This is a genomic window from Pseudomonas sp. TH07, assembly GCF_016651285.1.
Taxonomy (GTDB): Bacteria; Pseudomonadota; Gammaproteobacteria; order Pseudomonadales; family Pseudomonadaceae; genus Aquipseudomonas.
In genome coordinates, this window is sequence record NZ_JAEKED010000001.1 from 3,233,370 (window position 1) to 3,257,684 (window position 24,315).

25 protein-coding genes are annotated in these 24,315 nt (G+C 62.1%); 13 read left to right on the forward strand and 12 right to left on the reverse strand.

Going from position 1 to position 24,315, the window contains the following annotated elements:
- Positions 1-232: 232 nt before the first annotated feature.
- Positions 233-655, forward strand: coding sequence for a hypothetical protein (locus JFU57_RS15080; RefSeq protein ID WP_201129866.1), 423 nt, complete (start codon positions 233-235; stop codon positions 653-655).
- Positions 656-717: 62 nt separating this feature from the next.
- Here the strand turns inward: JFU57_RS15080 and JFU57_RS15085 are convergent, their stop codons facing one another.
- Positions 718-1,830: an enoyl-CoA hydratase/isomerase family protein gene (locus tag JFU57_RS15085; protein WP_020300457.1), complete on the reverse strand. Its 1,113-nt coding sequence runs from the start codon at positions 1,828-1,830 to the stop codon at positions 718-720.
- Between the two features lie 133 nt (positions 1,831-1,963).
- Between JFU57_RS15085 and ung the strand changes: the two genes are divergently transcribed.
- The gene (gene ung / locus JFU57_RS15090; RefSeq protein WP_020300458.1) at positions 1,964-2,656 is read left to right on the forward strand and encodes a uracil-DNA glycosylase; all 693 of its coding nucleotides are present in this window, start codon (positions 1,964-1,966) and stop codon (positions 2,654-2,656) included.
- 14 nt (positions 2,657-2,670) lie between these two features.
- On the opposite strand, the gene JFU57_RS15095 is transcribed toward ung, so the two are convergent.
- From JFU57_RS15095 to JFU57_RS15115, 5 genes are all read right to left on the reverse strand, one after another.
- Positions 2,671-3,708 (reverse strand): AbrB family transcriptional regulator, encoded by a 1,038-nt coding sequence (locus JFU57_RS15095; RefSeq protein ID WP_201129868.1) that lies wholly within the window; start codon positions 3,706-3,708, stop codon positions 2,671-2,673.
- Positions 3,701-5,215, reverse strand: coding sequence for a tripartite tricarboxylate transporter permease (locus tag JFU57_RS15100; protein ID WP_201129870.1), 1,515 nt, complete (start codon positions 5,213-5,215; stop codon positions 3,701-3,703). Before JFU57_RS15100 ends, JFU57_RS15095 begins: the two co-directional genes overlap by 8 nt.
- 1 nt (position 5,216) lies before the next feature.
- Positions 5,217-5,675: a tripartite tricarboxylate transporter TctB family protein gene (locus JFU57_RS15105; RefSeq protein ID WP_078473176.1), complete on the reverse strand. Its 459-nt coding sequence runs from the start codon at positions 5,673-5,675 to the stop codon at positions 5,217-5,219.
- A gap of 58 nt (positions 5,676-5,733) precedes the next feature.
- The gene (locus JFU57_RS15110; protein ID WP_201129872.1) at positions 5,734-6,720 is read right to left on the reverse strand and encodes a Bug family tripartite tricarboxylate transporter substrate binding protein; all 987 of its coding nucleotides are present in this window, start codon (positions 6,718-6,720) and stop codon (positions 5,734-5,736) included.
- A 73-nt stretch (positions 6,721-6,793) separates the two neighbouring features.
- Positions 6,794-8,086, reverse strand: a complete 1,293-nt coding sequence (locus tag JFU57_RS15115) for an OprD family porin (RefSeq protein ID WP_201129874.1) — start codon at positions 8,084-8,086, stop codon at positions 6,794-6,796.
- Between the two features lie 233 nt (positions 8,087-8,319).
- Between JFU57_RS15115 and JFU57_RS15120 the strand changes: the two genes are divergently transcribed.
- Positions 8,320-8,991, forward strand: coding sequence for a response regulator (locus JFU57_RS15120; protein ID WP_201129876.1), 672 nt, complete (start codon positions 8,320-8,322; stop codon positions 8,989-8,991).
- Positions 8,984-10,369, forward strand: coding sequence for a sensor histidine kinase (locus JFU57_RS15125; protein ID WP_078473179.1), 1,386 nt, complete (start codon positions 8,984-8,986; stop codon positions 10,367-10,369). The genes JFU57_RS15120 and JFU57_RS15125 overlap by 8 nt, the downstream gene beginning before the upstream one ends.
- A 28-nt stretch (positions 10,370-10,397) precedes the next feature.
- On the opposite strand, the gene JFU57_RS15130 is transcribed toward JFU57_RS15125, so the two are convergent.
- Together JFU57_RS15130 and ygfZ are read right to left on the reverse strand one after the other, a co-directional pair.
- Positions 10,398-11,219, reverse strand: a complete 822-nt coding sequence (locus JFU57_RS15130; RefSeq protein WP_201129878.1) for an HDOD domain-containing protein — start codon at positions 11,217-11,219, stop codon at positions 10,398-10,400.
- 37 nt (positions 11,220-11,256) lie between these two features.
- Positions 11,257-12,198, reverse strand: coding sequence for a CAF17-like 4Fe-4S cluster assembly/insertion protein YgfZ (ygfZ, locus tag JFU57_RS15135; protein WP_201129880.1), 942 nt, complete (start codon positions 12,196-12,198; stop codon positions 11,257-11,259).
- A 150-nt stretch (positions 12,199-12,348) separates the two neighbouring features.
- On the opposite strand from ygfZ, the gene JFU57_RS15140 reads away from it, so the two are divergent.
- Together JFU57_RS15140 and JFU57_RS15145 are read left to right on the forward strand one after the other, a co-directional pair.
- Positions 12,349-12,603: an FAD assembly factor SdhE gene (locus tag JFU57_RS15140; protein ID WP_017127583.1), complete on the forward strand. Its 255-nt coding sequence runs from the start codon at positions 12,349-12,351 to the stop codon at positions 12,601-12,603.
- Positions 12,587-13,039, forward strand: coding sequence for a protein YgfX (locus JFU57_RS15145; RefSeq protein WP_201129883.1), 453 nt, complete (start codon positions 12,587-12,589; stop codon positions 13,037-13,039). The genes JFU57_RS15140 and JFU57_RS15145 overlap by 17 nt, the downstream gene beginning before the upstream one ends.
- Here the strand turns inward: JFU57_RS15145 and nadB are convergent.
- Complete coding sequence (gene nadB / locus JFU57_RS15150) at positions 13,008-14,624, reverse strand: L-aspartate oxidase (protein WP_078473183.1); 1,617 nt, start codon at positions 14,622-14,624, stop codon at positions 13,008-13,010. The genes JFU57_RS15145 and nadB overlap by 32 nt on opposite strands.
- A gap of 570 nt (positions 14,625-15,194) precedes the next feature.
- Here nadB and rpoE point away from each other — a divergent pair.
- The 4 genes from rpoE (at position 15,195) to JFU57_RS15170 (ending at position 19,038) form a co-directional block, all read left to right on the forward strand.
- Positions 15,195-15,776 (forward strand): RNA polymerase sigma factor RpoE, encoded by a 582-nt coding sequence (rpoE, locus tag JFU57_RS15155; protein WP_019692537.1) that lies wholly within the window; start codon positions 15,195-15,197, stop codon positions 15,774-15,776.
- A 31-nt stretch (positions 15,777-15,807) separates the two neighbouring features.
- The gene (locus JFU57_RS15160) at positions 15,808-16,395 is read left to right on the forward strand and encodes an anti sigma-E factor RseA C-terminal domain-containing protein (RefSeq protein ID WP_078473184.1); all 588 of its coding nucleotides are present in this window, start codon (positions 15,808-15,810) and stop codon (positions 16,393-16,395) included.
- Positions 16,396-16,403: 8 nt separating this feature from the next.
- The gene (locus tag JFU57_RS15165) at positions 16,404-17,363 is read left to right on the forward strand and encodes a MucB/RseB C-terminal domain-containing protein (RefSeq protein ID WP_201129885.1); all 960 of its coding nucleotides are present in this window, start codon (positions 16,404-16,406) and stop codon (positions 17,361-17,363) included.
- A 247-nt stretch (positions 17,364-17,610) separates the two neighbouring features.
- Entirely contained in the window at positions 17,611-19,038 is a 1,428-nt protein-coding gene (locus tag JFU57_RS15170; protein ID WP_043230965.1) for a DegQ family serine endoprotease, read from the forward strand.
- A 76-nt stretch (positions 19,039-19,114) separates the two neighbouring features.
- Here the strand turns inward: JFU57_RS15170 and JFU57_RS15175 are convergent, their stop codons facing one another.
- On the reverse strand, positions 19,115-20,548 hold the full coding sequence (locus JFU57_RS15175) for a M48 family metalloprotease (protein WP_078473188.1): 1,434 nt from the start codon (positions 20,546-20,548) through the stop codon (positions 19,115-19,117).
- Positions 20,549-20,645: 97 nt separating this feature from the next.
- Between JFU57_RS15175 and JFU57_RS15180 the strand changes: the two genes are divergently transcribed.
- Positions 20,646-20,885 (forward strand): sulfurtransferase TusA family protein, encoded by a 240-nt coding sequence (locus tag JFU57_RS15180; protein WP_078473189.1) that lies wholly within the window; start codon positions 20,646-20,648, stop codon positions 20,883-20,885.
- 41 nt (positions 20,886-20,926) lie between these two features.
- Entirely contained in the window at positions 20,927-21,997 is a 1,071-nt protein-coding gene (locus JFU57_RS15185) for an AI-2E family transporter (protein ID WP_201129887.1), read from the forward strand.
- A gap of 54 nt (positions 21,998-22,051) precedes the next feature.
- Here the strand turns inward: JFU57_RS15185 and JFU57_RS15190 are convergent, their stop codons facing one another.
- On the reverse strand, positions 22,052-22,525 hold the full coding sequence (locus JFU57_RS15190; RefSeq protein ID WP_201129898.1) for a peroxiredoxin: 474 nt from the start codon (positions 22,523-22,525) through the stop codon (positions 22,052-22,054).
- 10 nt (positions 22,526-22,535) lie between these two features.
- Positions 22,536-23,096, reverse strand: coding sequence for a glycine cleavage system protein R (locus JFU57_RS15195; RefSeq protein WP_020300479.1), 561 nt, complete (start codon positions 23,094-23,096; stop codon positions 22,536-22,538).
- 327 nt (positions 23,097-23,423) lie between these two features.
- On the opposite strand from JFU57_RS15195, the gene dapA reads away from it, so the two are divergent.
- Positions 23,424-24,302 (forward strand): 4-hydroxy-tetrahydrodipicolinate synthase, encoded by an 879-nt coding sequence (gene dapA / locus JFU57_RS15200; protein WP_078473192.1) that lies wholly within the window; start codon positions 23,424-23,426, stop codon positions 24,300-24,302.
- The last annotated feature ends 13 nt before the right edge of the window (positions 24,303-24,315 follow it).

A 24,315-nucleotide genomic window follows, 5' to 3' on the forward strand; every position in this document is an offset into this window, starting at 1 on the left:
CCTGAATGGACGCCGGTCGCGATCAGACTGCTCCTTGAAAGTAGCGGCGCTGTGCTATCAGGCGCCGCTTTTTTTATGCTCCGCTGAAAGGCCTGGGTGACTTGTATCAATGTATTGCATGTGTCGCACCAGATTCGGTTTTCGCGGTCAGATGCCTCGTCAGTCAGAACATTATTTGACTGCCGCCGGCCAGCGTCGCTGGCATGGCTCTTTCGCGGTCCAGGAGGCCGCCATGTATCGTCGACTTCTACTCACTGCGTTCCTGGGTTTGACTCTTTCTGCGTGCGTTCCCTATTACGACGGAGGTTCCAGCTACTACAGTTCCGAGGTCTACAGCACGCCGGCGCCGGCCTACTACTCCGGTGGTGGCTACTACTCGTCGGGCCGCAGCTATTCCGCGCCGCGTTACTACCAACCTGCGCCCAGGTACTACCAGGCGTCGCCGCGCTATTACCAGCCGGCCCCACGCTATTACCAGGCCCCGCCACGAGCAGCGTACCGGCCTTATCCGAACGGTGGCTGGGACGGCCATAACCGTCAGAACTGGGGCGACGGCGGCGGCCATGGCGGGCGCGATAACCGCGGTGGGCGTGGCGATCATGATCGTGGAAACCATGATCGCGGCGACAACGGCCGAGGCGGCCACAACCGCTGAACCCACAATGAAAAAGCGGCGCATTGAGCGCCGCTTTTTTTTGCCTGCCGGTCGTGCCGGGGTTAGTAGTCCGACAGGTCCGCCAGCGGGTGCCGGCCCTCCCAGGCCTTGTGAAAATGCGCCTCGACCACGGCATCGGGCACCGTATTGATGTCCGGCCAATGCCAATGCGGCTTCTGGTCCTTGTCGATCAACCGTGCTCGTACCCCTTCGCTGAACTCCGGGTGCCGGCAGCAGTTCAGGCTCAGGGTGTACTCCATCTGAAACACCTGGGCCAGGGACAGATGGCGCGCCCGCCGGATCTGTTCCCAGACCAGGTGCGCAGTCAGCGGGCAGCCCTCGCTCAGGGTCTTGGCCGCGCGGCTGAACAGGCTGTCACTGTGCTCGCGCAGTTGGCTGATGGCGCGCCAGGCGCAGCGTACATCGCTGACATCCAGCCATTGGTCGATCTGCGGCCGGCGCGGCAGCCACTGGGCCTCGGGCAATTGGGCCACGGCTTCCTGTTGCAGGGCCTTGAGCAGGCTGTTGAGCTGCATGGGCGTCTGCTCCTGCCAGTTCAATTGCAGCAGGCCTTCGACCAGTTCTTCTTGCTGTTCGTCCAGCAGGAAGCGGTCGGCGAGGTCAAGATCGAGGGCATCCCGGGCGTTCATATGGGCACCCGTCAGGCCCAGAAACAGGCCGAGCTTGCCCGGCAGCCGCGAGAGGAACCAGCTGGCGCCCACGTCCGGGTACAGGCCGATGCTGATTTCCGGCATGGCCAGGCGGCTGCTCGGGGTGACAATGCGGATGCTTGCGCCCTGCAACAGGCCCATGCCGCCGCCCAGCACATAACCATGGCCCCAGCAGATCAGCGGCTTGGGGTAGGTGTGCAGGCGGTAGTCGAGGCGGTATTCCTCGGCAAAAAACTGCCCGGCCAGGGCCGGGACTTCGCCCGGGTGCGCCAGGCAGGCCTGGGCCAGGCTGCGCACTTCGCCGCCGGCGCAAAACGCCTTGGCGCCGTTGCCGCGCAGCAGCACACAGACGATTTGCGGGTCTTTGGCCCAGGCATCGAGGCGTTCGCCCAAGGCCTGGATCATCGGCAGGGACAGGGCATTCAGGGACTTTTCGGCATCCAGGCTGGCGATGCCAATGCGCGCGCCATCGGTGCCGGTCAGCTCTTCGAAGTGCAGATTCATCGTGACCTCGATCAGAAAATTGAAGGTTGAGTATGATCCCAGTCCTGAGAAAGTGCTGGTTCTGCGTCAGACCAATTGACAAGCCCGGACGGCTTTCCTAGGGTGCGCCCATTGTTTTTCTGCGGGTACCCCCATGACCTCCGACGACCGTATCAAACTCGAACCGAGCTGGAAGGAGGCGCTGCGTGCCGAATTCGAACAGCCGTACATGGCCCAGCTGCGCGAGTTCCTGCGCCAGGAACACGCCGCCGGCAAGGAAATCTATCCGCCGGGCCCGATGATTTTCAACGCGCTCAACTCCACCCCGCTGGACAAGGTCAAGGTGGTGATCCTCGGCCAGGACCCGTACCACGGCCCGGGCCAGGCCCACGGCCTGTGCTTCTCGGTGCAACCGGGGATTCCCGCGCCGCCGTCGCTGGTGAACATCTATAAAGAGCTCAAGCGCGACCTGAACATCGACATTCCCAACCACGGCTACCTGCAAAGCTGGGCCGAGCAGGGCGTGCTGATGCTCAACACCACCATGACCGTGGAGCGCGCCAACGCCAACGCCCATGCCGGCAAGGGCTGGCAGTTCTTTACCGATCGGATCATCGAAGTGGTCAGCGAGCACCAGCCGCACCTGGTGTTCCTGCTGTGGGGCGCCCATGCCCAGGGTAAGCAGAAACTGATCGACGCCACCAAGCACCTGGTGCTGACCTCGGTGCACCCATCACCGCTGTCGGCCTATCGCGGGTTTATCGGTTGCGGGCACTTCAGCCGTACCAACAAATACCTCGAGCAAAATGGCGAGACCCCCATCGAGTGGCGCCTGCCGCCCTTGTAAGCCTGGGTTGCCGGTCAGTCGAGGTCCGGGTCTTTGTTCCAGTGCCGGAACAAAGGCTCTGCCAGAAACAGCACAAACAGCAAGCGCATCACCTGCATCGCCGTCACCAAGGGCACCGACAGTTGCAGGGTCTCGGCCGTCAGGCTCATTTCCGCGATACCACCGGGCATCATGCCCAATGTCAGCGAGCGCAGGTCCAGGTGGGTCAGGGCGCTCAGGCCCAATGCCGCAAGGCTGGCGATGAGCATGGTCAGTGCCGTGCCCAGCAGGGTGCGGCCCAGGAACGAGGGCGCGCGCCGAAAGAACTGGCGATTGAAGTGACAGCCCAGGCCGCTGCCGATCAGCCATTGGCCCATCTGGCTGGCACCGTCGGGCAGACCGATGTGCAGGTTCCAGCTGATACTCACGGTGGCCGCCACCAGCAGCGGGCCGAACAGCCAGGGGTTGGGCTGGCGCAGGCGCTGCCAGATCCAGGCGAGCAGGGCGCCCGCCGGAAACAGTAACGCCAGCCATGGCCAATCGACCGTCGCCGGATGCGCCTGCGGCACACCCTCGCCGAGCAGGTACTTGAAGGCCGCCGGCACGCACAGCACCACCGCCAGCACCCGCAGGCTTTGCCCGGCCGCGACGCGACTGAGCACCGCGCCATTGCGCGCCCCCAGGTTGACCATCTCCCCGGAGCCGCCCGGCATGCTGGAGAAGAACGCCGTGGCCCGGTCCTCCCCGGTACGCCGCATCAACCACACACCCACCACTGCCGACAGGCTGGTGACCAGCGCGCCGAAGAAGATCAGGCCGAAGTGGCTCATCACCTGCTCCATCACCACCGGGGTGAAGTGCAGGCCGATGCCGATGCCCACCACCCATTGCCCGCATTTGCGGCCGCCGGGGATTTCCGCCAGTTGCCAGGGCGTCAGGCAGCGCACCAGGATGATCGCCAGCAACGAGCCGACCATCCACGGCAGCGGCCAGCCGATCTGGCTGGCGAGGTAACCCCCCACCAGCCCGACCAGTGGGGTTCCCCACCACTGTTTGAAGCTGACCTCAGACATCGGCCACGGCACGGCGCTGCACGGAACGCTTGCGCCAGATGCGCAGGATCGGCATCAGCAGCATCACGGCCGTGAGAATCCACACGCCCAGGGTGATCGGGCTCGACCAGAGGATTTCCAGCGCACCGTTGGAAATCGACAGCGCCCGGCGCAGGTTCTGCTCCATCAGGCCGCCGAGGATAAAGCCCAGCAGTACCGGCGACAGCGGGAAGTCCAGCTTGCGCAGGATGTAGCCGAAGATACCGATGCCCACCATCAGGAACAGGTCGAAGGTGGTGGCGTGCACCGCGTAGACGCCGATCCCGGTGATGATCGCGATCACCGGCACCAGTGCCCAGTTCGGCACGGCAAGGATGCGGGTGAAGATGCGGATCATCGGGATATTGAGGATCACCAGCATGATGTTGGCGATAAACAGCGAGGCGATCAGGCCCCAGACGATATCCGGTTGTTGCTGGAACAGCAGCGGGCCGGGGGTGATGTTGTACAGCGACAGCGCGCCAATCATCACCGCGGTGGTGCCCGAGCCCGGCACGCCGAGGGTCAGCATCGGCACCAGGGCGCCGCAGGCCGAAGCGCCGATGGCGGTTTCCGGCGCCGCCAGGCCGCGCATGTCGCCTTGGCCGAAGGTGCCTTTAGAGCCGGCGATGCGTTTTTCGGTCATGTAGGCCACGGCACTGGCCAGGGTCGCGCCGGCACCCGGCAGCACGCCCATGATGAAACCCAGCAGGCCGCAGCGGATGTTGACCACGAACACCGCCGAGGCCTCCTTGACGTTGAACATCATGCGCCCGGTGGCCTTGACCGCTTCCTGGCCACGGTGGGTTTTCTCCAGCAGCAACAGGATCTCGCTGATGGAGAACAGGCCCAGCACCAGCACCACGAACTGAATGCCATCGGTGAGGTGGATGTTGTCGCCGGTGAAGCGGTAAACGCCGCTGTTGGCATCGATGCCGACACTGGACAGGAACAGGCCGATCAGCGCGGCAATAAAGGTTTTCAGCGGCCGATCACCGGCCATGCCGCCCAGGCAGACAATGGCGAACACCATCAGCACGAAATATTCCGCCGGGCCGAAGGCGATCGCCCATTTCGCCAGCAGGGGGGCAAACAGCACCATGCCGCAGGTGGCGATAAAGGCGCCGATGAACGAACTCCAGGCCGACAGTGACAACGCCACGCCCGCCAGGCCCTTGCGGGCCATGGGGTAGCCGTCGAGTGTGGTCATCACGGTGGAGGCTTCACCCGGGATGTTGAGCAGGATCGAGCTGATCCGGCCGCCGTACTCGCAGCCCAGGTACACCGCTGCCAGCAGAATCAGCGCCGACTCCGGTGGCAGGCCGAGGGCAAACGCAATCGGGATCAGCAGCGCCACACCGTTGATCGGGCCCAGGCCCGGCAGCAGGCCGACCACGGTGCCGATCAGGGTGCCGCACAGGGCTGTCACCAGGTTGTACGGGCTCAGCGCGACGCCGAAGCCCTGGCCCAAATAGCTGAAAGTATCCATATCAGTTCTCCAGAACTTCAAGCAGGCCGAGGGGCAGCGGTACATCCATGGCTTTGTCGAACAACAGATACAGGCCCACGGCCATCAAGCTGACGATGACCACGCTGGGCCACCAGCGGCCGCCATACAGACGTGCCATCGGGATGCCCACCAGCATGCTGCTGAGGATGAAACCCAGGGGTTCGAAGGTGCCGGCAAACACGATCAACAGCGTCACGCAGACGCCGATCTTGATCAGGGTTTCGCGGTCCAGCGCCGGTTCCTCTTCGGTGTGCTTGGTCGGTTGCGGGCGAAACAACATGTAAATCAGGCCCAGGCTCATCAACCCCAGCATCAGCAGGGGAAAGGCCCGGGGCCCGACCGGTTCGTAGGAAAAAGCCGCCTGGTACGGCCAGGCCATCAGTGCCAGACCGGCACAGGCCAGCAGCAACACCGAGGCAAAAATGCGTTGTAAGAGCATGGGGAACTCCTGGGCCCGGCCCTCGATGGGCGAGGGCCGGGCGGCTAGACCGGGACGATCACTGGATCAGGCCGAACTCTTTGGCCAGGGTCTTGTAGTCGGCGACCTGTTTCTTGACGTAGGTGTCGAGCTCCGGGCCGGTCAGGGCGAACGGGAACAGCTCGCGCTGGTCACGCAGCTTGGCGAACTCTTCGGACGCCAGCAGCTTGTCGAAGGCGTCTTTCCACCATGCGTAGTCTTCGTCGCTGACTTTTGGCCCCAGGTAGAAGCCGCGCACTACCGGCCAGACGATGTCGTAGCCCTGCTCCTTGGCGGTCGGGATGTCTTTCATTTCCGGCTCGTCCAGGCGCTGATCGGAGAACACCGCCAGCAGCCGCATGTCGCCGGCGAGAATGTGCGGCATGGAGTCGGAGATGTCGGTACTGCCGACCTGGATATGCCCGCCGAGCAGGGCGGTGGCGATTTCACCGCCGCCTTCCAGGGCCACGTAGCGCAAGTCGCGCGGGTTGATCCCGGCGGCCTTGGCGATCAGCGCGGTCTGCATCCAGTCCTGGCTGCCGACGGTGCCGCCGGAGCCGATCACCACTTTGCTCGGGTCTTTTTTCAGGGCCTGGACCAGGTCGTCGAGGTTCTTGTAGGGCGAATCGCTTTTGACCGCGATCGCACCGTAGCTGGTGCCGACGGCTGCCAGCCAGCGCACCGCGCTTTCATCGAAGCGCCCGAATTTGCCCTGGGCCAGGTTCAGCAGCGAGCCGCTGGACCAGGCCACCAGGGTCCCGGCGTCGGCCGGGCGCTGGGCCACCACCGCGTTGTAGGCCACCGCACCGACGCCGCCGGGCATGTAGGTCACGCGCATCGGCTTGGACAGCAGTTTTTCGTTGACCAGCGCGCTTTGCGCCAGCTTGCAGGTCAGGTCGAAGCCGCCGCCGGGGGAGGCCGGGGCGATGCATTCCGGGCGCTTGGGTTCGGCACCGGCGGCCAGCAGTTGGCCGGCGAACAGCATGCAGCCGGCGGCGAGGGCGAGTTTACGCAGTGATAAGTCCATGATCGTCTCCACAGGAGTTGTTGTAGGTATGCCAGGGCCGTCCTCGACCCTGGTGTGTTAACTGAGAGGCCAATTACCAGAGGGCCACGCTGTAGCTCACCAGCAGCCGCACTTCATCGGCGTCCCGTGCCGAGTAGTTGGAGCGGTAGGTGGCATTGCGCAGGCGCACCGCGACGTCCTTGAGGGTGCCGCTTTGCACCACGTACTTGATCTCGGTGTTGCGTTCCCATTCCTTGCCGGTGTCGCCGTTTTTCAGGGCGATGTTGTCACCGCTGATGTAGCGGCTCATGAAGCTCAGGCCGGGGATCCCGAGTTTGCCGAAGTCGTAGTCGTAGCGTGCTTGCCAGGAGCGCTCCTGGGCGCCGGCAAAATCGTTGATCTGCACGAAGTTGACCAGGTAGGGATCGCTGCCATCGATGTAAGGGAAGGCGCTGTCGCCGGACATGTGCTGGTAGCCGGCGCTGAGCTTATGCCCGTTCAAGGCATAGCTCACCAGGCCGTTGAGGGATTTGTTGTCGATCTTGCCGCCACGGGCCTGGCCCTGGTCATCACTGATGGCTGCGCGCAAGTCGGCGGCAAAGGTGCCAGGGCCCATGGGCCGCGACGCCACCAGGCCGAGGAAGTGTTGTTTGTAGACCTCGCCGAGCTGGGCGAAGTGGTAGCTGCCGGTGATCTTGTCGGTGAACTTGTAGTCCAGGCCGCCGAAATCGAAATGCTTGCCCTCGGCGGTGCTGCTGAAGCGGCTGTTCTTATTGTTGAGGGCGATGTTTTCGTAGTTGCTGTCGTCACGGTCCTTGGCGCGGGACAGGCGACCACCGGTGAAGGTCAGGTTCTTGATTTCCCTGGAGGTCAGCAGGCCGCCTTCAAAGGTCTGGGGCAGGATGCGTCCGTCGTTGGGCTTGAGGATCGGCAGTTCGGGGATCAGGCTGCCGACTTTCAGCTCGGTGGCCGAGATCTTCATCTTGCCGGTCAGGCCGAGCTTGGAGTATTCGTCGGCTGCGCGGCCATCATCGTGGGTCGGCAGCAGGCCGGTGCCGGTGCGGTCGGGGCTGGAGTCGAGCTTGATGCCGAGCATGCCCAGGGCGTCCACGCCGAAACCGACGGTGCCCTCGGTGTAGCCCGATTGCAGGTTGAGCATGAAACCCTGGGCCCATTCGTCGCGTTTGGATTGCTGGGCGCTGGTGCCGTCGCGAAAGTCGCGGTTGAAGTACATGTTGCGGGTTTCGAGGGTGGCGCTGCTGTCTTCGAAGAACGCGGCCTGGCCAAGCGGCGAAAAACCGGCGAGGGCGGCGGCACTGGCAAGGGTGGTCTGGCGCAGAAGGGAAAAACGAACAGGCGGGCAAGCCTGAGGCTGCATGGACAGCATCGTGTGGTACTCCGTTATTGTTCTTATTGGCGAAAACGCTTCGAGGCGTTTTTCGGGCAAGCGGCCGTGACGGCCACGGCAGTCGGGACTGTCCGTGGCAGGACTCTAATGGGCCAACCTTTCGCTAACCTTTCAGCGGACTTTCAATGTTTTCGGGCTTCACAGCGGCGGTTGCGGCTGTAAACTCCGCGCCAAAGAGTGGCGTCGACCCTCCCCGAATGAGGTAGCAATCCATGCGCGTTCTGCTTGTCGAAGACCATCTGCAACTGGCGGAAAGTGTCGCCCAGGCGCTGAAAAGCATCGGCCTGACGGTGGATGTGCTGCACGATGGCGTGGCAGCGGACCTGGCCCTGGGCAGCGAGGAGTACGCGGTGGTCATCCTCGATGTCGGCCTGCCGCGCATGGACGGTTTCGAGGTACTGGCGCGCCTGCGCAGCCGCGGCAAGAACCTGCCGGTGCTGATGCTGACTGCGCGCAGCGACGTCAGGGATCGGGTCCATGGCCTGAACCTGGGGGCCGACGATTACCTGGCCAAACCCTTCGAACTCACCGAGCTTGAAGCGCGGGTCAAGGCCCTGCTGCGGCGCAGCGTGCTCGGCGGCGAACGCCAGCAGCGCTGCGGGGTGCTGGTCTATGACCTGGACACTCGGCGTTTCACCTTGGGCGATGAGCTGCTGACCCTGACCTCCCGCGAGCAGGCGGTGCTCGAAGCCCTGATCGCCCGTCCGGGACGGGTGATGAGCAAGGAGCAACTGGCGGCCCAGGTGTTCGGCCTGGATGAAGAGGCCAGCCCCGACGCCATCGAAATCTACGTCCACCGCCTGCGCAAAAAACTCGATGGGCATGCGGTGGCCATCGTTACCTTCCGCGGCCTCGGCTACCTCCTGGAAAGCCGCGATGCATAAGCCCAGCAGCCTGCGTTGGCGGTTGTTGTGGAACCTGGCGCTGCTGTTGGTGGTGCTGATGCTGGCCAGCGGGTTGAGTGCCTACTGGAACGGGCGCGAGGCCGCCGACACCGCCTATGACCGGACTCTGCTGGCCTCGGCGCGGACCATCGCCGCCGGATTGTCCCAGCGCGACGGCAGCCTGAGTGCCAATGTGCCTTATGTGGCCCTGGACACTTTTGCCTACGACAGCGCCGGACGTATCTACTACCAGGTCAACGACATTCACCAGCAGTTGATCTCCGGTTACGAAAACCTCCCCGGGCCGCCGCCGGGCACCCCGCGTACCGATGATTATCCGGCGTTGGCGCGGTTCTACGATGCCTCCTACCTGGGACAGAACGTGCGTGTGGTCAGCCTGCTCAAGGCGGTCAGCGAGCCGAACATGAACGGCATGGCGGAAATTCGCGTAGCGGAGACCGACGAGGCGCGTGAAACCATGGCCCGCAGTCTGATGGCCGACACCTTGCTGCGCCTGGGGATGCTGGCGATTGGCGCGCTGGTGCTGGTGTGGTTTGCCGTGAGTGCCGCCCTGCGTCCGCTGGAGCGCCTGCGCAGCGCGGTCGAGGAGCGTCAGCCTGACGACTTGCGGCCCTTGCCGTTGGTGGAGGTGCAGCGCGAGTTGTGGCCGCTGGTGCGGGCGCTCAACCATTTCACCGAGCGCCTGCGCGGCCAGTTCGAGCGCCAGGCGCAGTTTATCGCCGATGCTGCCCATGAGTTGCGCACGCCGTTGGCGGCGCTCAAGGCGCGGCTGGAACTGGGCCAGCGGGCCACGGATCCGCAGACCTGGCGCGCCACTCTGGAAAGCGCGGCCCAGGGCACTGACCGCCTGACCCACCTGGCCAATCAGCTATTGTCCCTGGCGCGCATTGAAAACGGCGCCCGGGCGATTGCCGAGGGCGGTGCGCAGTCGCTCGACCTCAGCCAACTGGCCCGCGAACTGGGCATGGCCATGGCACCCCTGGCCCACGCCCGTGGCGTGGCCTTGGCCCTGGAGGCCGACGAACCGGTGTGGCTGCGCGGTGAGCCGAGCCTGCTCAATGAGCTGCTGAGCAACCTGGTGGATAACGCCCTGGCCCACACCCCGCCAGGCGGCAATGTGATTTTGCGTGTGTCGCCGCCAGGGGTGCTGGAAGTCGAGGACGACGGCCCGGGGATCCCCCTGGAAGACCGGGATCGGGTGTTCGAACGCTTCTACCGGCGTAATCAGCAGGTGGCGGGGTCCGGGCTGGGCCTGGCGATCGTCGGCGAAATCTGCCGCGCACACTTGGCACAGATCAGCCTGCACGATGGCGCGCAACGGGGCTTGAAGGTGCGGGTGAGTTTTATCGCGAGCTAGCCTGTTGCGCTGAGCGTCGCCGAGCCGATCAGTACAGGAGCGAGCGCGACTCTTCCAGGTCGCGGCACAGCACTTCATCGTCCAGGTCGATTCCCAGTTTCTTGAACGCCGGCACCTCAGAGACGTCAATGCGCGCCAGGGGATGGTCGGTGCCTTTGTGGCAATACAGGGTGGCCACCTGGACCAGGTCGATATAGTCGAGCTTGGTGGAGTCGCGTTGCAGGTTCAGGTATTGCCCGGGCACCAGGGCCAGTTTTTCCGGGAAATCCCAGACCTTGAGCAATTTATCGCCCAGCAGCGGATGAATATGTTCGATCACGTGGTTCAGGCTGACCGGATCGGCCAGCAGCTCGTAGTGGTCTTCGGCGTAGGTCAGGATCGGCAGCACGCCGATCTGGTGCACCAGGCCGCCCAGTGCCGCCTGGTCCGGCTTGAGCTGAGAGTAGCTGCGGCACAGTGCGTAGCTGATACCGGCGACTTCCAGGCTTTTGCGCCAGACATCGCGCATCTTTTTTTCGACCACTTCGGAGCGGGCGTGGAAAATCTGCTCCATGACCAGGCCGATGGCCAGGTTGCTGCTGTAGTTGACGCCCAGGCGGGTGATGGCCGTGTGCAGGTCGGTGACTTCCTGGGTCGCGCGCAACAAGGGGCTGTTGACCACTTTGATCAGGCGCGCCGAGAGCGCCGTATCGCGGCCAATCACTTTGCTCAGGGTGCTGACGCTGATCTCCGGATCTTCAGCGGCCCGGCGAATCTGCAGGGCCACCTCCGGTAACGTTGGCAGAACCAGGTCATCGTTATCGATGGCCTCAACTAAATCCTGTTGGACCTTATCCGCCAGCTTGCTCATTTCTGTTCTCTAGGGTGTTGCCAAGGGGTGCTGACGATCAGCGCTGGATCTCGCGATCACGGTCCAGTTGGTACGGTAAATCGAGCAGTTGCAGGCCTGGCCCTTCAAGTGTCCCGAGGTGGATGTCACCCCCCTCTGCGGCTTCGGCTTGCAGCACCGCCAATAGTTCAATCTGTTGCTCGGCCCGTGCGGCAATCACCACTTCACCAATGGAACTGCCATGGGTCGGGGAGAATAGCGGGGTGCCCGGTTCAGGTAGGTCGCCGGCCGGCAGGCAGAGGCGATACAGGCGGCGCTTGAGCTTGCCCAGGTATTGCATGCGCGCGACGATTTCCTGGCCGGTGTAGCAGCCTTTCTTGAAGCTGACGCCGCCGATGGCCTGCAGATTGAGCATCTGCGGGATAAACAGCTCGCGAGTGGCAGGCATGACCTGGCCGATCCCGGCGCGGACCTGGCCCAACAGCCACTGGTTGAGCTCGCCTTCAGGCAGTTGCGCCGCCAGTTGGCCGCGCAGGGTGTCGGCCTGATCGGCCGGGGCCCATAATTCGGCGCGCCCGGGGGAGACCCGCACCGCGATCAAATCGTTATTGCGCACCAGGTTGCCGGCTTCTTCGCCAAGCTCAAGGCCCAGGCTGAGCAGGGCGGCACCGGCATCGCCCAGGCCGAAACGCACCCATTGGGCGCTTTCATCGCTGAGTTTGGCTTTGGAAAACACTGCGTACTTCTTCAGGTCCGCCAGTTGCGGCTCCAGCAGCTCGTGGGCCATGGCCAGCAACACCCCGTCACCTTGCAGCAGGATGCGAAAGCTGGACTGCATGCGGCCTTTTTGCGTACAGCGGGCTCCCAGGCTGGACTGGGTGTCACTGAGGTAATTGAGGTTGCAGGTCAACTGGCCCTGAAGGAACTTGCTGGCGTCAGGGCCGCGTACGGCGAGGATGCCTTCGTGGGACAGCGTGCAGAAAAAAGCGGAATCAGCCATGAGTCATCGCAGGGTAATAGGGTCTGGGGCACATCATAAGGGGGCGCCCCTGAAATGGGTAGTTCACAAAAGGTCGGTGGTGCCCGACCAAAGCCGACTGTTCTCGCCTTCTTCGGGCTGTATACTTGCGCTCTATTTGAGGAGCGCTCCATGGTCGAAGATGTTGAACTGAATCGCCTCTACTGGCACAGCCGTCGCGGCATGCTTGAACTAGACGTGTTGCTGGTGCCGTTCGTGAAGGAGGTGTATGCCCATCTCAATGATGTAGACCGCGAATGCTATCGCAAGCTGCTCGAATGCGAGGATCAGGACATGTTCGGCTGGTTCATGGAACGCAGTGAGTCTGAAGACCCGGAATTGCAGCGCATGGTTCGCATGATCCTGGACCGTGTCCAGCCCAAGTAGCGCCTTCGAATGCCGCTGGCGCGCCTCTCGGCGCTTGCTGGCGGCTTATCTCCTGGCCCAGCTGATTGCGTTGGGCTCGCTGCTGGTACTCGATATTCCCGTCTGGTCCTGCATCACTGCATTGGCGGCTTGCCTGGCTCATGCCGGCTGGGTCGTGCCGCGGCAGATCCTCCTGAGTCACCCCCACGCGTTCACCGGTTTGCGCCGCAATGTCGAAGGCTGGCAGCTATTCAATAGCGCGCGAGGCTGGCAGCCGGTGCAATTGCGTCCGGACAGCCTGGCCTTGCCGATGATGGTCGTGTTGCGGTTTCGCCTGCGGGGCGAGCGGCGCGTGCGTTCGCTCTGCGTGCCCCATGATGCGCTGGCGCCGGCCAACCACCGGCGTTTGCGGGTGCGGCTCAAGTTCAGTCGGCGTAGGTGGGCGGCAGCAGAATAGTGTCCAGCGCCTCGGGCAGCATCTGCGGGTAGTCGAGGGTGTAGTGCAGGCCGCGGCTTTCCTTGCGCGCCATGGCTGACAGAATCATCAGCTCGGCGACCTGGGCCAGGTTGCGCAGTTCGATCAGGTCGCGGCTGACTTTATAGTTGCTGTAGAACTCATCGATCTCGTCCAGCAGCAGCCGTACCCGGTGCTGGGCCCGTGCCAGACGCTTGTTGGTGCGCACGATACCCACGTAGTCCCACATGAAGCGCCGCAGCTCGTCCCAGTTATGCGCAATGATCACGTCTTCATCGGAATCCGTAACCTGGCTGGCATCCCACACGGGCAGGGCCGCGGGGACTGATATTTGCGGCAATTGCGCAAGAATGTCGGCCGCGGCCGAGCGAGCGTAGACAAAACACTCCAGCAGCGAGTTGCTGGCCATGCGGTTGGCACCGTGCAAACCGGTGAAGCTGGTTTCGCCGATGGCGTACAGGCCCGGGACATCGGTGCGGCCCTGTTGGTCGACCATCACCCCGCCGCAGGTGTAATGCGCCGCCGGTACCACCGGGATCGGCTGCTTGGTGATGTCGATGGAGAACTCCAGGCAACGCTCATACACCGTCGGGAAGTGGGTCTTGATGAACTCTTCCGGCTTGTGGCTGATGTCCAGGTACACGCAATCGATGCCCAGGCGCTTCATCTCATGGTCGATGGCGCGGGCCACGATGTCCCGTGGTGCCAGCTCGGCCCGTGGGTCGAAACGCTGCATGAAGCGTTCGCCATTGGGCAGCTTGAGGTGGGCGCCTTCGCCACGCAGGGCTTCGGTGATCAGGAAGCTCTTGGCTTGGGGGTGGTACAGGCAAGTAGGGTGGAACTGGTTGAATTCCAGATTGGCCACCCGGCAGCCCGAACGCCAGGCCATGGCGATGCCGTCACCGCATGCACCGTCCGGGTTGCTGGTGTACAGATAGACCTTGGCTGCGCCGCCGGAGGCGAGGATCACAAAGCGTGCGCCGTAGGTGTCGACCTCGCCGGTGCCGCGGTTGAGCACGTAGGCCCCCAGGCAACGATCACCTTCCAGGCCCAGGCGTTTCTCAGTGATCAGGTCGATGGCGACCCGTTGTTCCTGCAATTCAATGTTCGGTCGCAGCCGCGCCTGGGCCAGCAGGGTCTTGAAAATGGCCGCGCCGGTGGCATCGGCGGCGTGGATGATGCGCCTATGGCTGTGACCGCCCTCGCGGGTCAGATGGAACTCGAAACCGCCGTCTTCAGTGCCGGACTGCTCGTCACGGGTAAAGGGCACGCCCTGGTCGATCAGCCACTGGATGGCCTCGCGGCTGTGCTCGACGGTGAAGCGCACCGCGTCTTCATGGCACAGGCCGCCGCCGGCATTCAGGGTGTCTTCGACGTGGGACTCGACGGTGTCGGTGTCGTCCAGTACCGCCGCGACGCCGCCCTGGGCCCAGAATGTCGAACCATTGGCCAGGTTGCCTTTGCTCAGCACGGCAATGCGCAGATGGGCAGGGAGGGTCAGCGCAAGACTCAGGCCGGCAGCGCCGCTGCCAATCACCAGAACATCGTGTTGAAACTGTTGGCTCATTAGGAGTATTCCGCTCAAAGCGACCCAGATTGGAGATGGCACAGTGATGCCTGGTTCGGCAAATCAGGGCGGCCACACAGCCCACTAGTATATAGAGGGGTGGATCGGCACAATAGCCGAGCCTTCGTGGCATTGTGAGACTACGGTGACCAGAAGAGGGGTATTTGCAGCTCATGTTCGCCAGGTCGTTTTGCGGCCGATTTACCGCTGTGGCGACTGTATCGAAGATGTAGCACCCTTTTTCTCTTCACGGTTACACAATGTTCGTTCTGCACGGCTATAAAGATTGGGAACTTTTGCCAAGGGCCCAAACTCAATAGAAGGTTGCCTGAAAGAAGGGACAGCGTCGGCGACATGCAGGGCTTGAGTCACGGTCCTTGCCGCTGGAATCGACGACAGGATTATTCGCGCAGCCGGCCTTGCCCGCGCTGCGTTTTTCGTGCGTGCCAAATCAGAGCCCGCAGGAAACTTGCTTGGAGGGGGAGAACTTTTGCGAAAAGCCCGAGTCTATGTTTGCAAGCCTGATCGATTAGTGATGCAAGCTTCCTCCGAGCTTATCGAGGAGTGTTCATGCTAACCCAGGAAGAGGATCAGCAGCTGGTCGAACGCGTGCAACGCGGCGACAAGCGAGCGTTCGATCTGCTGGTGCTGAAATATCAGCACAAAATTCTCGGGTTGATCGTGCGATTCGTGCACGACACCCATGAAGCCCAGGATGTCGCACAAGAAGCCTTTATCAAGGCTTACCGTGCACTTGGTAATTTCCGCGGTGACAGTGCGTTTTATACGTGGCTGTACCGTATCGCCATCAACACGGCGAAAAACTATCTGGTTTCACGCGGCCGACGGCCGCCGGATAGCGATGTCAGTTCTGAAGATGCGGAGTTCTACGACGGCGATCATGGCCTCAAGGATCTTGAGTCTCCAGAGCGGGCGCTGCTGCGGGATGAGATCGAAGGCACTGTCCATCGAACCATCCAGCAACTTCCAGAAGATTTGCGTACAGCTTTAACTTTACGTGAATTCGATGGTCTGAGTTACGAGGACATTGCGAGCGTCATGCAATGTCCGGTGGGTACCGTGCGCTCCCGGATTTTCCGCGCTCGGGAAGCCATCGATAAAGCCCTGCAGCCGTTGTTGCAGGAATCCTGAGACAGCGGCGACAGCCAAGAGAGGAACCGCCATGAGTCGTGAAGCCCTGCAGGAATCGCTGTCCGCAGTGATGGATAACGAAGCGGACGAACTGGAATTGCGTCGGGTGTTGAATGCCGTCGACGAAGTTGAAGCCCGTGAAACCTGGGCTCGTTATCAAATCGCTCGGGCAGCCATGCACAAGGAACTGCTGCTTCCACGTCTGGACATTGCTGCGGCCGTTTCTGCCGCACTGGCTGACGAAGCCGTGCCGGCCAAGGCCTCCCGCAGTCCATGGCGCAGCCTGGGCCGCCTGGCCGTTGCTGCCTCGGTAACTGTGGCCGTGCTGGCAGGTGTTCGCCTGTATAACCAGGACGAGATTGCTGGTGTTGAACTGGCTCAGCAATCGGGTCAGCAGACCCTGGCTGTTCCACAAGTCAAGGGCCCTGCGGTCCTGGCTGGCTACAGCGAAAGTTCCGAAGCCACCGGTCCTATGGCCAACGGCGTGTTGCAAGGCCAGCAAGGCTGGCATGATCAGCGCCTGCCAAGCTACCTGCGTCAGCATGCGCAACAAGCTGCCCTCAAAGGCACTGAAAGCGCGCTGCCTTACGCTCGTGCAGCAAGCCTGGAAAACCGCTAAGGAGGATCATGCGCGCCATACCTCTACTTACGCTTCTGCTCAGTGGCTGGTTTGTAGTTCCAGCCCATGCCGATGAAGCCCAGGACTGGTTGCAGCGTCTTGGGCGAGCGGAGCAGCAGCAAAGCTTTCAGGGCACCTTTGTATACGAGCGTAACGGTAGTTTTTCTACCCATAACATCTGGCATCGCGTCCAGGATGGTAAGGTCCGCGAGCGGTTGGTTCAGCTCGATGGATCCGCTCAAGAGGTGGTGCGCATCGACGGACGTACCCAATGTGTCAGCGGCCAGTTGGTCGCAGGCCTTGGAGACGCTCCGGACTCTGCCGCTCGCGCCCTCGATCCGCAAAAGCTCAAGAATTGGTACGACCTTGCCGTCATCGGCAAGTCGCGCGTGGCTGGGCGTCAGGCGGTCATCGTTTCGCTGACTCCCCGTGATCAACACCGCTATGGTTTCGAATTGCACCTGGATCGCGAGACCGGGCTGCCGCTCAAGTCGTTGCTGCTGAACGACAAGGGGCAGTTGCTCGAGCGTTTCCAGTTCACCCGCCTCGACACTGCCGATGTGCCGCAGGACAGCGAGCTGCAGCCCAGTGCTGAATGCCGCCCTGTCGTCATCAACAGCGACAAGGCTTCAGCGGTGAAAGCTGCTCAGGTCTGGCACTCGGACTGGCTGCCGCCAGGGTTCGAGCTGACCAGCAGCACCGCGCGCAAGGACCCGGACACCAAGTCCATGGTCAACAGCCTGATGTATGACGATGGCCTGGCCCGTTTCTCGGTGTTTCTCGAGCCGCTCAATGGCGCCGTGGTCACCGATACCCGCACCCAGCTTGGCCCGACCGTTGCCGTGTCCCGGCGCCTGACCACTCCGGAAGGCGAGATGATGGTCACGGTGGTGGGCGAGATCCCTATTGGTACCGCTGAACGGATTGCGCTATCCATGCGCTCCGACACGGCCAACGCCAAGCAGTGACAGACTGCCATGGCATTCACCAGACCCTTTATTGGTTGTGCAAGAGGTCAGCAATGCCCACTCCACAATTGAGAAGATGAAATGTTTGGTGAGCAATTTCATTTGCAAAAACCCGGTTTTTTTTCTATAGGTCAGAGCCCCTCGGTTCTGGCCTTGTTTGTCGTTCCCGGAACAAAAGTACCGGCGCTTGCCGCTCGCTACTTGTTGCTCCATATCGCTTAATCATGCTCGTTGTAACGGGAGCCGTATGTCGATACCACGCTTGAAGTCTTACCTCTCCATATTCGCCACCGTGCTTGTGCTCGGTCAGGCAGTTGCCGTGCAAGCGGCGGAACTGCCCGACTTTACGCAGCTGGTCGAGCAGGCTTCCCCTGCCGTGGTCAATATCAGTACCACGCAGAAGCTTCCTGATCGCAAGGTGTCCAACCAGCAGATGCCCGATCTTGAAGGCCTGCCGCCGATGCTGCGGGAGTTTTTCGAACGCGGTATGCCCCAGCAGCGCTCGCCCCGTGGCGATCGTCAGCGCGAGGCGCAGTCCCTGGGTTCGGGTTTCATCATCTCGTCTGATGGCTACATCCTGACCAACAACCACGTGATTGCCGATGCCGACGAAATTCTCGTGCGCCTGGCCGATCGCAGCGAACTCAAAGCCAAGCTGATCGGGACCGACCCTCGTTCCGACGTGGCCTTGCTGAAAATCGATGGCAAGGATCTGCCCGTACTGAAACTCGGCAAATCCCAGGACCTGAAAGCCGGCCAGTGGGTGGTTGCCATCGGTTCGCCGTTCGGTTTCGACCACACCGTGACCCAGGGCATTGTCAGCGCCATCGGGCGCAGCCTGCCGAACGAAAACTATGTGCCGTTCATCCAGACCGACGTGCCAATCAACCCGGGCAACTCCGGTGGCCCGCTGTTTAACCTGGCGGGTGAAGTGGTGGGTATCAACTCGCAGATCTACACCCGTTCCGGCGGCTTCATGGGCGTGTCGTTCGCCATCCCGATCGATGTGGCAATGGACGTTTCCAACCAGCTGAAAAGCGGTGGCAAGGTCAGCCGTGGCTGGTTGGGTGTGGTGATCCAGGAAGTGAATAAAGACCTGGCTGAGTCTTTCGGCCTGGACAAACCGGCCGGTGCCCTGGTGGCACAGATCCAGGATGACGGTCCGGCAGCCAAGGGCGGCCTGCAAGTGGGCGACGTGATTCTCAGCATGAACGGCCAGCCGATTGTCATGTCGGCAGACCTGCCGCATCTGGTAGGCGCGCTCAAGGCCGGTGCCAAGGCCAACCTCGAAGTGATCCGCGAGGGCAAGCGCAAGAATGTCGAGCTGACCGTTGGCGCGATCCCTGAAGAAGACAAGGAACTGGGCACCCTGGCCAAATCCGGTGTCGAGCGCAGCAGCAACCGTCTGGGCGTTGCCGTGGCCGAGCTGACCGATGAGCAGAAGAAGACCTTCGACCTCAAGGGCGGCGTGGTGATCAAGGAAGTTCAAGACGGTCCTGCGGCTCTTATCGGCCTGCAACCGGGCGATGTGATCACTCACCTGAACAATCAGGCGATCACTTCGACCAAGAACTTCACCGAGATTGCCCAGGCCTTGCCGAAGAATCGTTCGGTGTCGATGCGCGTCCTGCGTCAGGGCCGTGCCAGCTTCATCACCTTCAAACTGGCTGAATAACCTGCCGCGAAGGTTATCCGCCCCATAAAAAAGCCCGCCTTGAAAGAGGCGGGCTTTTTTGTGTGCGCCTGAAGCGTCAGCGCATCATGTCCTTGACCATTTGCTCCTGGTCCATCAACTCGCGCTGGCGGGCATCGATCCGTGAGGACAGCGGGAAGTTGCTGCCGGCGCGACGTTTGGCGAAGTCCAGCTGCTGGATGGCCTGACGGTAGTCACCGACCAGGGCGAAGTACTCGGCGCGGGCCTGGTGCAGGCCGATGGTATTGCCGGACAGGCCGCGAGTTTCCGCCACCATGTACCAGACGTCCGGATCGTCGGGGCGGCTCTTGAGCAGGCCTTCGAGGGCTTTTTCGGCGTCAGCGGCGCGGTTCTGCTTGAGCAGCAGGTCGACCCGAACCTGATTCAGCGGATAGTTGTTTGGGTATTGGGTCAGCATCCGGTCGACCCGGGCTTGTGCATCGGGCAGGCGGTTGTTGGCGATGTCCAGCTCGATCTGCGCCAGGTTATAGGTGATGTCGTTGGGCGATTTGGCCAGCAACTGCTTGAGGTTTTCCCGCGCGTCGTTCCATTGGCTGCCCTTGATCTGGGCGATGGCCAGGCCATAGCGTGCCACGTCGTTTTTCGGGTTTTCGTCGAGTTGGGCGCGAAAGCGTTTGGCTGCCAGGCCCGGCGAATCTTCGTACGTCAGTTGCACCCGCGCGCGAATCAGCTGATAGCGCATGCTGTCTTCGGTGCCGCCGGGCTTGGCCTGCTCGGCGCGGTTGCGGGTGTCGGCGATCCGCGATTCGGTGACCGGGTGAGTCAGGAGGAATTCCGGCGGTTTGGCATCGAAGCGGTACTGGCGCATCAGGCGTTCGAACATGCTCGGCATCGAGCGCGGATCGTAGCCGGCCTTCTCCAGGTTGAGGATGCCGATGCGGTCGGCTTCCTGTTCGTTCTGCCGGGAGAAGCGCCGCTGCTCCTGGATGGCTGCCGCCTGGGTACCGGCAATGGCGGCGATCCCGGCATCGCCGGCACCGGCCGCAGCGATCACGATGCCGGCCAGCAAGGCTGCCATCATCGGCACTTGCATGCGTTGCTGGGCTTCGACGCCTCGGGCGAAGTGGCGTTGGGACAAGTGAGCCAATTCGTGGGCCAGTACCGAGGCATATTCGCCCTCGGTCTGAGCGTTGAGGAACAGCCCGCCGTTGACCCCGATGATCCCGCCGGGTGCAGCGAAGGCGTTGAGTTGCGGACTGTCGATCAGAATGAATTCGAGACGCCGGTCATTGACCTGGCTGGTTTCCACCAGTTTATAGACACTGGTTTCGACGTAGTCCTTGAGCTGCGGGTCGTTGAGTTGCGCGACCTGACTACGGAGCAGGGCGAGCCAGGCGCGGCCCAACTGGTATTCCTGTTGCGGCGAGACAATGGCAGAACTGGCGTCACCGAGTGATGGCAGGTCGTCGGCGAAGCCCGGTGAGGCGAGCAGGCAAGCGAGCGTCAGCAGGGTAGGGCGCAAAAAAGTCATGCACAAAGCCTTAGTCGACAAAGAGTCTACTGTAGCCGGACACTTGGCCTGCGACCAGATATTCTAGGCAACTCAAACACATGACCGGAGTGCCCCGATGATCGACGCTGTAGCCCATGACGCCGAGCTGGATGCCAGCGGTCTGAACTGCCCGTTGCCCTTACTCAAGGCCAAGCTGGAACTCAATCGCCTGGCCAGCGGCGCGGTGCTCAAGGTGATTGCCACGGACGCCGGTTCGCAACGCGACTTTCGCACCTTTGCCCGTTTGGCCGGTCATACCCTGCTTCGTGAAGAAGACGAGGCCGGGGTTTATCGCTACTGGTTGAAAAAGGCCTGAGAGCCTCTCGCAATTGCCGTGCTGCTATTTAAGGATCATTGATGTTCAAGGTGTTACGCGACTGGATTCAGCGCTACTTCTCCGACGAGGAGGCTGTGGTGCTGGCCGTGCTGTTGTTCCTGGCCTTTACCGCGGTGCTGACCCTGGGCGGCATGCTGGCGCCGGTGCTGGCAGGCATGGTCCTGGCTTACCTGATGCAGGGACTGGTGGTCAGCCTGGAGCGCCTGCGGCTGCCGGGCGGCGCGGCAGTGGGGATGGTGTTTGCCTTGTTCATGGGGCTGCTGCTGGTGTTTATCGTGGTGGTGGTGCCCTTGCTCTGGCATCAGTTGATCACCCTGTTCAACGAGTTGCCGGGCATGCTCGCCAAGTGGCAGTCGCTGCTGCTGTTGTTGCCGGAGCGCTACCCGCATCTGGTGTCCGATGAGCAGGTGCTGCAGGCCATCGAAGTGGCGCGGGGCGAGATTGGAAAATTCGGCCAGTGGGCGCTGACCTTTTCCCTGTCCAGCTTGCCGTTGCTGGTCAACATCATGATCTACCTGGTGCTGGTGCCTATCCTGGTGTTCTTCTTCCTCAAGGACCGGGCAATGATCGGTCAATGGGTGCGCGGCTACCTGCCGCGCGAGCGCGCGCTGATCACGCGGGTGGCCCAGGAAATGAACCGTCAGATCGCCAACTACATCCGCGGCAAGGTGATCGAGATCGTGATCTGCGGCGGCGTGACCTACATTGCGTTTGTTGCTCTGGACCTCAATTACGCGGCGCTGCTGGCCCTGCTGGTGGGTGTCTCGGTGGTGGTGCCCTACGTCGGCGCCGTGGTGGTGACCGTACCGGTGGCGCTGATTGCCCTGTTCCAGTGGGGGTGGAGCGATCAATTCATCTACCTGATGGCGGTCTACGGCATCATCCAGACCCTGGATGGCAACGTGCTGGTGCCGCTGCTGTTCTCCGAGGCGGTGAACCTGCACCCGGTGGCGATTATCTGCGCGGTTCTGTTGTTTGGCGGGTTGTGGGGCTTCTGGGGGGTGTTCTTCGCGATCCCGCTGGCCACCCTGTTCAAGGCGGTGCTGGATGCCTGGCCACGGCAGGAGCCGGTGGTCGCGCCATTGCTTTGAAGTAATCGGGGTCAATGACGGGGCGGCGCAAATGGCCGCCCCGGGTGCTCAAGCTCAGGCCTTGTTCAGCGCCTGGGCGGCAGCCAGTACAGCATCGACATGGCCGGGCACTTTCACACCACGCCATTCCTGACGCAGTACACCGTCCTTGTCGATCAGGAACGTGCTGCGATCCACGCCCAGATACTCTTTGCCATAGAGCTTCTTCAGCTTGATCACGTCGAACAGCTGGCAGACGGCTTCGTCCTTGTCGCTGATCAGCTCGAAGGGAAACTCCTGCTTGCACTTGAAGTTTTCATGGGACTTCAGGCTGTCGCGGGAGACACCGAAAATTTCGGTGTTGGCGGCCTTGAATGCGGCGTACTGGTCACGAAAGCCCTGGCCTTCGGTGGTGCAGCCCGGCGTGCTGTCCTTGGGGTAGAAATAGATCACCACTTGCTTGCCCTTGAGTGCGGCAAGGCTGACGGTCTGCCCGCTGGTGGCTGGGGCTTCGAAATCGGCGATGGGCTGGTCGATAGCAACGGCCATGAAAGCTTCCTTACATTGGGTTCTGTGGGCGCCAAGGTTCAATCAGCGCATCGAGATTCATTGCGTCGGCGAAATCCAGGAACTGGTCGCGCAACCAGCTGATCTGGGTCCCGGCCGGCAAGGTCACGGTGAAGGTGGCATTGAGCATGGTGCCGCCGGTCTGCGGGGCCTGGTAGGTGTCGCAGGTCAGGTTCTCCAGTTCGACCTGATGGTCGATGAAGAACTGGCACAGCTCGTTGACGATGTCCGAACGGTAGGCAGAACTGACATAGGCGACATAGGGCAGGGCCTGGGGACGGTTCTCCAGGGCGGCGCTGCGCACCACGTTGACCGTGAAGGCATGCTTCTTGGCCAGCGAGGGCAGGCCGGTCTCGAGGCGCGCCAGGGCGTCCCAGCTGCCGGAAATCTGCAGGACCAGCGCACTGCACTCGCCATGGCGAGTCAGGCGCGAGGTCACCACGGCGCAGCGATTTTCATGGCTGGCGCGGCACAGGACGTTAGTCAGCTCCATGGGGTTGGCGCCGAGGGCACTGATGACAAGGAATTGTTCGCGAACTGTGGGGGTGGACATGCAGCATTCCTAAAGCGATGAGCGGTCGATACTTTCGTAGGCTCGCGTACTGGGCAAACGTCCGGATGCGTATTCAAAGTCCCGGAATCCGCAGGCTGCGACAAGCTCCACTAAAGAGGGAAGCGCTGGTCAGCCGCGCAGGACAGGGGCTTCGGATGCTGAAAAGGGAGGCAGGAACCCGGCGTACAAGCTTATCAGTACCGATCAAAGCCTGAAGGGTAGCGAAAACCATCGCCAAGGGGAATGGCGCAAGCACAGTACTTCGCTTGTGCAAGCATCTTGGCGCCAGTACCATTACCGCTCTCTTTTTCCGGCAGGAGCGGTTGCATGATTGCGGGCAGTATGGTGGCACTGGTCACACCCATGGATGCACAGGGTCGTCTCGACTGGGACAGCCTGAGCAAACTGGTGGACTTCCACCTGCAAGAGGGCACCAACGCCATTGTGGCGGTCGGCACCACTGGTGAGTCGGCCACCCTGGACGTGAACGAACACATTGAAGTGATTCGTCGCGTGGTAGCTCAAGTTGCAGGGCGTATTCCGGTGATCGCCGGCACAGGCGCCAACTCGACGCGTGAAGCGATCGAACTGACCACCAATGCGAAAACCGCCGGCGCCGATGCGTGCCTGCTGGTCACGCCTTATTACAACAAGCCGACGCAAGAAGGCTTGTATCAGCATTTCCGGACCATCGCCGAAGCTGTCGATATCCCGCAGATCCTCTACAACGTGCCTGGCCGCACCGCTTGCGACATGCAGGCCGAGACCGTGATCCGTCTGTCGACCGTGAAAAACATCATCGGGATCAAGGAAGCCACAGGCGACCTGCAGCGGGCCAAGGACATCCTGGCCGGTGTGAGCAGCGATTTCCTGGTGTACTCCGGTGATGACGCCACTGCCGTCGAACTGATCCTGCTGGGTGGCAAGGGCAATATCTCGGTGACCGCCAACGTTGCCCCGCGCGCCATGAGCGACCTGTGCGCCGCGGCCATGGCTGGCGACGCCGTCAAGGCCCGGGCGATCCACGAGACGCTGATGCCGCTCAATAAAACCCTGTTTATCGAATCCAACCCTATCCCCGTGAAATGGGCCCTGCACGAGATGGGCTTGATGCCGGACGGTATCCGTCTGCCGCTCACCTGGCTCAGTGCTGCCTGTCACGAACCGCTGCGGCAGGCCATGCGCCAGTCCGGCGTATTGGTTTAATTGAGGAAGTACT